The organism is Streptomyces albofaciens JCM 4342, from assembly GCF_008634025.1.
GTDB classification, from domain to species: Bacteria; Actinomycetota; Actinomycetes; order Streptomycetales; family Streptomycetaceae; genus Streptomyces; species Streptomyces albofaciens.
The window spans coordinates 2996974-3004821 of sequence record NZ_PDCM01000002.1; the positions used below are offsets into that span (position 1 = coordinate 2996974).

Here is a 7848-nt window from a genome sequence, read left to right on the forward strand (position 1 = left end):
TCGATACGCACGTTCATTCCATTACGGGAGGTATGTAATTGGCTTCGTCCCTGCGCCGGTAGTCGCCGATGGAGTACTGATGGCGACCAGCGTAGCTCGGGACACCCTGGAGAACACCGTTGCAGTTCGGACAGGCCGGTGCCGATTCGCCGACGGAGTGAATAATTTTGCCCTTATTCTTCCCCCTCTTCACGACGGCAGTTTCGATCCATCGTGGATCGAACCGAATTTCGTCCAACGCCATACGGCTCAGCGGCGGCGGCGTGGAATCTTCCCCGTGTTCCTTGCGCCAGTCTTCTTCATGCTTTCGCTGACGGGCCCACAACAGTTCGTTTACAGCCTTCACCTCGGCATGCCGCAAAGGATTGTCGAAGTATGCCTGACCAGTATAGACCATCTCCGAATTGGGGATTACTTTTCCATTTTCATCCCGCGCCGCCGAACCATCCGGAGCAATTTGGTTACCTATCAGGACGTGGCCCTCGGATGCCATGATCGGGTGCATCCAGGCGGCGATGCCCAGGTAATTCTCGCGCAGTAGCGGGTGCAGGTGCTTCAGCTTAATCACATCATCCGGATCACCATTGAGGCCCTCGGTGATCAGACCGGTGCGACGGTCGATCGCCAGGGCCGAACAGGGCCCGTCACCATCGACGAACATTTCCGCATGCCTGCGTGCCCGCTCCTCGGACATTTCCTGCACATACTCTCTGACGGTTTTTCCATCGATACTCGTGATCAAGCCGTTGTCGTCCAACTGCACCCGGTCGGTGTCGTTCAGGTCGAGCTGCTCGACAAACCCGCCGCGCCTCTTGTCCTCCACCTCCGAATCCAGGTCACTGGTATCAGGAGCATCACCGGGGTCGACCGGATCAGGGAACTCGGGCAGGTCGTCCACCCGCACGTCGCCGGCCGAGGGCACCTTGAACCGCACGGCCGGTTCCCGGTCCCCGTCCTGCTCGGCCTCGCTGACCTCATGCTGGGCGAGGTCGTGGTCGTCCGCAGACGGGTCCGGTTCGCCACCCGACGGTTCGGCCGGCGGCTCGTTCCCGTCCTGGTGACGCGTATCGGCCCCGGCGGGCTCGGACGGTCCTTGCGGGTGCGGGTCCTGCGAACGCGGGTCACTCGGACGCGAAGTCCGGGCCGGTGTGTCCTCGGCGGGTGTGACACCGTCCGACGTTTCCCCGACCGGCCTGCCGTATCTCAGCGGCTGAGGATCGTTGCGGAGGGCCTCGGCCAGGTGCTGAGAAATGTTTGTGCCGCGGTGCGCGGGCGGGCTTTCGCGGTTGCTCGGAAGAGGTCTGGACGTCCGATCCTCGGTGTGCGCGTCCCGAGGCTCGGCCGTACCGTGGTCGATTGACGACTCGGTCGACGACCCGGTCGGCTCACCGACAGTCTCGTCGACAGTTTTGTCGGCGGACGAGTCGTGGGAGTTGGTGTCGGTCGGCTCTGTAATGGAGTCCGGCTTGTTCTCGGACGTATCGGTGGAGGTGTCATCGGGCTTCTCCACAACGCGATCGGCGTGGAGCGGCTGACGATTCGCGTCGAGTGGGATGTAGAAGGCGTGTTCCGCTTTCGGAATGTGCAGCGGCTCCGTGCTGACCGCGCCGGACTGTGCGTCCACCCAAATGATCTGCCCGTGGTGATTGACCACGTTGAATGCGTGGCCTCCACGGCCGTTGGGCCAGTTGACCTGCACAATGGCGGCTGCGCCGTGGCCTGCTTGCTCAAGGTCGTACGCGATACGCGCCGCAGTATGCGGGTCATCGCCACGACCGGCATAAGAATGGGTGGCACCACTCCAGCGGATCTGGTTCTCGTTGGCGTTGTCCTCGGGCTTCCAGGCGAGCACGTTGCCGTGCTCGTCGGTGTCGAGCGTGCGCGGTGCGGAGACCTGGGGGTTGCCGTACCACGTCTCCAGGAAGGAGCGGGAGCAGTCGGCGCAGTTGTTGCCGCGCCCAGGCACGGTGTCACCGCCGTCGTTCTGAAGCTGGCCCCAGGAGTCGAAGGGGTTGGCGAAACGCTGCGGGGTACCGTCGGGGTTCCGCGGGTGCGCATCCTCCAGCCGTTGTTGATCAGCGGGGTCAGGTGCGCGGAGGCCGCCGTTCTCCTGATCGAGATCGGCCCGGATGGCATGCAGTGAGTTGGAGTCCGGGTCCGAGGGCTCGTGCTCGGGAGTGGGCTCGGTGTGTTCCTGGACAGGCGCCTGGTTTTGATGCGGTGCCTGTTCCTGGGTGGGTGATTGCTGCTGGGTGGGCGATTGTTCCTGGACAGGTGGGTGATCGCGGACAGGTGATTGCTCTTGGGGGGACGATTCCTGCCGCTTCGGGGGCTGCTGAGCCTCGATGCGCGGGGCTGGCTGCTGAGGCTGGGGTTGTGTTTGGTTCGGCTGCTGCTGGTAGAGCTGTGTTTGTTGCGGTAGTGGCTGGTACGGCTGCGTCTGGGGTGCCGGATGCTGGTGGGGCTGTTGTGTGAGCGGGCCCTGCTGCTGCGGCACTTGTTGGGGGCCCGGCTGATGCGGCTGATGCGCGTACGGAGCGGGGTGCTGCGGCTGCTGCTGGTAGGGGCCTGGTTGCTGGAAATTCGGGTTCTGGTGCGGCGGCTGCTGTACCGGTCCTGGCTGTACGTGAGGGCCGGGCTGCTGCTGCGGCTGCTGGTATGGCCCGGGCTGCTGGGCGTACGGCCCCGGCTGTACATAGGGGCCGGGCTGCTGCGGGTGCTGGGTGTATGGAGCGGGGTGCTGTGGCTGTTGGTGGGGGCCCGGCTGCTGGGTGTAGGGGGTGGACTGCTGCGGGTGAGGCTGCTGCTGATGGGGGGTGGGCTGGTGGGCATACGGGGGTTGTTGTGGAGTTACGGGTACTTGGGAGCGTGTGGGGTCGTACGGGTTGCGGTTGGCGTCGAGTGTGAGATGCCAGACACCTGTGGCGTTGGTGCCGAGCGGCTGGTGACTGACTTGTCCGGACTGGCTGTCCACCCAGATGACGCGGCCGTTGTGGTTGACGGCGTTGAAAACATGAGCACCACCGCCGCTGCCGTTGGGCCTCGTCGGCCAGGTGACGAGCACAGCGGCGACCGCGCCGTGACCAGCCTGGCGGAGTTCGTCGGCTATTCGGGCGTAACCCTCGTGTGCGTTGTTGCCGGAGGCACGGAAGGTGGTGCCGGCCCAGTTCTCGATGTTGCTGGTGCCGTCGCGTTCGCCGCTGTTCCGGTCGAAGTCGCCGTTGGCATCGCGGTCGTAGGTACGGGTGGCGGAGACCTGGGGATTGCCGTACCAGGACTCGATGAAGGAACGGGTGCAGTCGGCGCAGTTGTTGGAGCGGCCCAGAACTCCCATACCGCCGTCGTTCTGCAACTGGGCCCAGCGCTGGAACGGGTCGGGGAAACGTTGAAAGGTGCCGTCCGGGTTGCGCGGGAAGTGGTACAGCAACGCCTGTTGGTCGCGCGGCGCGGGCAGGTACAGGCCGTTGGGGTGGTGATTGAGGCTCGCCCTGACGTCGTTGAAGGACGGGCGTGGGGGCTGGGGAGCAGCCTGGGGCTGCTGGTGCTGCGGTGCTTGGGATTGAGGGGCCGGGTGTTGCTGGTGGTTCTGCTGAGGATGCGCCTGGTTGGCCTGGTGGTGCAGTGGCTGCTGCTGTTGCGGGTATGGCTGTTGTTGCGGGTGCGGCTGCTGGTGGGGGTGTGGCTGCTGGTGGTTGGGCGGTGTTTGCGGGTGAGGGATGTGCTGAGGGGTGGTGGGCTGGTGGCTCTGGAGGTTGGGCTGCTGGTAGGGGGATTGCTGCTGGTAGTGGGGGTGCTGCTGGTACGGGTTTTGCTGTTCCGGATGTTGCTGATGGTGGGGCTGGTTGAGCTGTTGTTGGAAAGGCTGAGGGGGCTGGTGGGGCCAGGGCTGGGCAGGGGTGACCGGGCGGGTTGTGTCCGGGTGTGACTGGGGCTGGTCAGGGCGGGGTGCGCCAAGGCGGGGCGATGGCTGGTCGTTCCGTACCGGCGGTGTGTGGCCCGTCTGAGCAGGACCGTCGAGGCGGGGGTTGTGCGGGGGTGCTTCGGGGCGTGGGTGCTGGGTCTGGTCGCTGACGATCTGCGAGCCGTCGGGGCGGCGGTTGTTGTGCGGTGGGTCGGCCGGAGCATCGGGGCGCCGTGGGCCGTCCAGACGCGGGTTGTACGGCGGGCGGTCGGGGCGCGGTTGTTGGGTGGCGTCCTGGACGGGGCGGCGGCCGTCGGGGCGACGGTTGGGCTGTGACGGGGGGTTCGCGTTTGACGGTGTGCTGCCGCGCGGTGGGGCGGCGTTCGACGGTGTGGGGCCCGCGTGGGGCGGCGGGGCGGCAGGCATGCCCATGGCCGGTCCCGCGTTTTGCGGGGTGTTCTGCGCCGGGCCGGGCGTCGGGCCCGCGTCCGGGGCGGGGGTGTGCGCGCTGGTGGGTGGCGGGGCGGTCGCGGTGGCCGCGGACTGGGTGGACAGTTCGGTGTCGTCCCCCGCGTGCGGCATGGGGTCGCCCGAGACCGGGTCCCGCTGTTGTACGGGCTGGTGGTGGGAGGGCGTGTGCTGGACGGGGGCGCCCTGGGGCGGCGTGCCGACGTGCGGCATGGCGGGACGGCCGCCACCGGTGCCGGTGGAGGCGTTGTCGCCGGGTGCGGAGCCGGAGCTGTCGTTGCTGGTGTTTGGGGGGTTGCCGGGCATGGGGCCCGGGGTGGAGGTGGAGGTGTCAGGCCGGGGATCGGGCGTGGAGCTGGGGGTCTCCTGTCGCGGGGCGGAATGGTCCGGGGCCGGGGTGGTGTCGGGCGCCGGAGCGGGCGCGGGCGCCGCGTCCGGGTGGGTGGGAGGCGGCGGGCCCGGAGCGGGCTGGGTGGAGACGTTGGCGGGGTTGTTCTCGGGGTTGGGACGAGCCGGGTCCGGGGTGTGGTCAGGCGTCGGCTGGGTGGAGACCGGCTCATGGCCGGGGCCCGGCGTGGGGTGGGTGCTGCTGGTCTCGGAAGCAGGGCGCGCGTGGTCCGGGGTGGTGTCCGAGGTTGGCCGGGTCCCGGCGGAATCGGGGTCCGTACGCCCGGGCTCCGGGGTGGTGCCCGGGTCCTGCCGGGTGGACGGCGTGTCGGAGGGGCGGTCTGCGCCGTAGGGGTTGTGGTCGTTGCCGCCCTGGAAGCCGGCGTCGAAGGGGGAGCGCTGGTCCGGGGGTGGCAGGGGCTGGGCGCGGGGGGTGTCGCGGTTGCCGTCCGGGCTCGGGGTGGAGTGGTCGGGGGCGGCGGAGGGCGTGTGGCCGGAGCCGGTGTCCGGACCGGCGTTCGCACTCGCACTCGCACTCGTGCCCGTGCCCGTGCCGGTTTCGCCTGTGCGGGGGGTGTGGGAGGAACTGCCGCTTCCGCCGGTACCTTCCCCCGTGCCCGCGTGCGAGGTGGAACCGGAACCGCTGCCGGACCCAGACCCAGCCCCGGAACCAGAGCCCGAGCCTGAGCCTGAGCCGGTTCCGCTGCCGCCGTTTCCGGAGCCGCCCGCATCGGATCCGCCGCCGGAGTGCGAGCCGCTGCCGCCATCCGTACCCGTACCGGAACCGCCCCCCGAACCCGAGCCCGCACCGGACCCGGAGCCCGACCCGTTCCCGGCCCCCGCACCGCTGCCGCCGTCGCCGCTGCCGGATCCGGAACCGCTGCCGGAGCCGCCCCCGTCACCGCCCCCGTCACCGTTCCCGCCGCCTGTCCCGCCACCACCGCCACCGTGGCCGGCGGCGGAGTCCAGGCCCTGGCGGGCACGGTGACCGGCGCGGTGGCCGGCGCCGTCGCGCAGGGATTCGCCGAGGGTCTCGCCGGTGTTCTTCAGGGCGTCCTTGCCCGCCTCGACACCCTTCTTGGTGGTGCGGCCCAGGTCATAGCCGTTCTGGGCGCCGAAGTTCTGGTTGACGGTCTGGGCGATCAGGTCGGAGGCCATGGCCTCCAGCGCGGAGATCACCGGTTCCTTGGCCGCCTCCATAATGGCGTCCAGCAGCTGCTTGGCGACCTCCTTGAGGATGCGCCGCACGATCTCACGGGTGGCCACCGTGCCCGCCGCCGCCCCGATCTCGGACAGGCCCAGGGTGAAGGGCGCCGCCGCCTGGGCCGCGATGATCTCCGCGGCCAGGATCGCCAGCTGCGTGATCACAGCGATCTTCATGCCGACGACCAGCGCCGCGGCCGCCTCCAGGGTGAAAGCGATGATCTCGGCGGCCTGGCGGGCATCGTCGAAGTAGCCGGAGCCGTCGGCGAACTTCTCCCACGTCTTGCTGAAGCCCTCGATGGCATCCCCGGCGTTGGCCGCCAGGACATTGCCCGCCGCGCTCGCGCCCCGGGCCTGATGACCGGCGACCTCACCGGCGAACTGACGCCAGACCTGGGCGCACTCGATCAGCTTGTCCTCGTCGGCATGCGGCCAGTTGAAGCCCAGCATGTCCAGGACCCACTCCAGCGGATCCGGCAGCATGAGAGACAAGACGCAACTCCCCCGTGTACATGCGTGAAATCGTTCAGTGGAAGGTGGCGGCCGGTGCGCGGCGCGGGTCGCTACCTGTCCGGGAAATCAGATGTCCGTCCGGCCCGGTGCCGGGGTGGAACCAACGGCACCCCTCGCCGCGGAGCCGGACTCATGGGTTCCGGTCACACGCCGGCCAGGATCAGGGCGTCTCCCGGCTCAGCAGCAGGCGGTAGAGCTCCACGGCGTCCTCCGGCGGGTGGTTCGGAAGGAACGTCACCTGGCCGTCGGCCTTGGCGATGACGGCGTTGCTGCCACCCGGGCAGGGCGGCGGCACGGTCGGATCGTCGTGGACCGGATAGCCGGGGTAGATGAGGTAGCCGATGTCGAATTCGTGGACGAAAAGGCCGACCGGGCCGCCGGGCGAGCCCTCAGGCGGAAACAGCGTACGGCCGATCTCCAGCGCGTGATCGGCATCGGTCGGCACCACCGCGGGAGGAGTGGCGGACGGCGGGGGCGGCGGAGCGTAGGGCGGCAGCGAGGGCGGCTGAGGGCCCGGGGCGCCCGCCGCGTTTCCGCCGGTGGTACCGGCCGCGTTCCCCTCCGTGCCGGCGTTTCCGTTGTTACGGGCGAAAGCCGCGTCATCCGGTATTCCACCCGTATTGCCGGATTCCGTCATGGAATGACCCTCTCGTTCTCATGCCTCACCTGTCTGCCGATCAACCTAACCGACGCGCCTGACGCCCTTTCGGTTTCCGTGGGCAACGCGGCTCCCGGCTTCTCGTCACTTCGGCGGCAGGTGTCGGCAGCGCGATTCACGTCCGGTGTCGGCAGCGTGATTCACGTACGGGGTTTCCCGTCCGCCCGGCCCCCCACCGCCCCCACCGGTCTCCCCCACCGATCACAGCCCCACGTCCGAGGCCCCGTCACGCGCCTCGGCCGGCCGCCCTGTCCGACGTCGGCCAGACGTACGGCAGCCCTGACGGAACGTCCGGAAAATAAGCCCGGTAATGCCCCGGATCTTTCGTCACCAACGCCGACTGATGGCTCCGATGGAATTCCGAGTCACCCAGCCAATTCGGCAGTTCTCCGGCATCCGACAGTTCGCTGTACGAACGTACGGAAGCCTGCGGGCGGTACGAGCCGAAATCCGTGGCCAGCGTCGTTGCGCACGTGTCCCGCCGCCCCGCTGCCGTCCACTCCCGGCACATTTCCAGGCCGTAGCGGACGAGTGCCTCCTCGTAGCCCTGCCACATGCGGACGGCCGGGTGGTGGCGCCAGCCGTAGCCGGGGACGGTGAGGCCGCGGAGGACCTGGAGGGTTTCCACCCGCTGTTTGCCCAGGCGGCGGGTGTCGAGGACGGCGGCGGAGGCTGCGAAGTCGGGGTAGGGGAGGAAGGTCTGCATGGGGTCAGGTGT

The 7848-nt window shown here is 68.8% G+C and carries 3 protein-coding genes; all 3 read right to left on the bottom strand.

The window, feature by feature from the left end:
* Positions 1-13: 13 nt before the first annotated feature.
* Positions 14-6442, bottom strand: a complete 6429-nt coding sequence (locus CP973_RS32920; RefSeq protein WP_483025204.1) for a toxin glutamine deamidase domain-containing protein — start codon at positions 6440-6442, stop codon at positions 14-16.
* A 190-nt stretch (positions 6443-6632) separates the two neighbouring features.
* Positions 6633-6920: a hypothetical protein gene (locus CP973_RS32925; protein ID WP_244410163.1), complete on the bottom strand. Its 288-nt coding sequence runs from the start codon at positions 6918-6920 to the stop codon at positions 6633-6635.
* A 436-nt stretch (positions 6921-7356) separates the two neighbouring features.
* On the bottom strand, positions 7357-7836 hold the full coding sequence (locus tag CP973_RS32930) for an MSMEG_6728 family protein (protein ID WP_150247463.1): 480 nt from the start codon (positions 7834-7836) through the stop codon (positions 7357-7359).
* Between the last annotated feature and the right edge of the window lie 12 nt (positions 7837-7848).